This is a genomic window from Neisseria sp. P0009.S007, assembly GCF_051962515.1.
The window spans coordinates 1-561 of record NZ_JBQCVF010000828.1 but is presented as its reverse complement, the minus strand read 5'-3'; the positions used below and the strand labels follow the sequence as shown (position 1 = coordinate 561).

Here is a 561-nt window from a genome sequence, read left to right as displayed (position 1 = left end):
TTCAGTAATTTCGAGTTCCGGCAGTTTGGTCAAACCGCTGCCGCCGATAATGGCTAACATATAGACTTCCTTTGTTATCAATGGCCGTCTGAAACTTGGATTTCAGACGGCCTTAATATTATCGATTTATTTATGTTTGTAGAAATGGCTGCCGAAATAGGCAGATGCACCTTCACGTAATAAAACCAACGTGACGGCGGCAAGCGGCAGCCCGGCAAGCATACCGACAAAACCCATCAGTTGTCCGAAAGCCATCAATGAGAAAATCACCCAGAAAGGCGACAAACCAATGCGGTCGCCGACGATTTTAGGCGTAATGAAAAAGCTTTCCAAGAATTGGCCGACACCGAATACAGCCCAGACCATCAACAAACCCTGCCATGAGCCATATTGCAAAAGCGCGGCGATTGTCGCCAGCAAAAGGCCGGTAAATGCGCCCAAATACGGAATAAATACCAAAATACCGGCAATCATACCGATGGCAAAGCCGGAATCCAAACCGACCAGCATCAAGCCCAAGCCATAGACCAAGCCCATAATCATCATAACCATCAGCTGGCC

1 protein-coding gene is annotated in these 561 nt (G+C 47.8%); it reads right to left on the bottom strand.

Annotated features, from left to right (window positions below):
• Positions 1–126 precede the first annotated feature (126 nt).
• Positions 127–561, bottom strand: a 435-nt coding sequence (locus tag ACTHS3_RS16630; RefSeq protein WP_440368591.1) for an AI-2E family transporter, incomplete at its 5' end; no start/stop codon positions are given.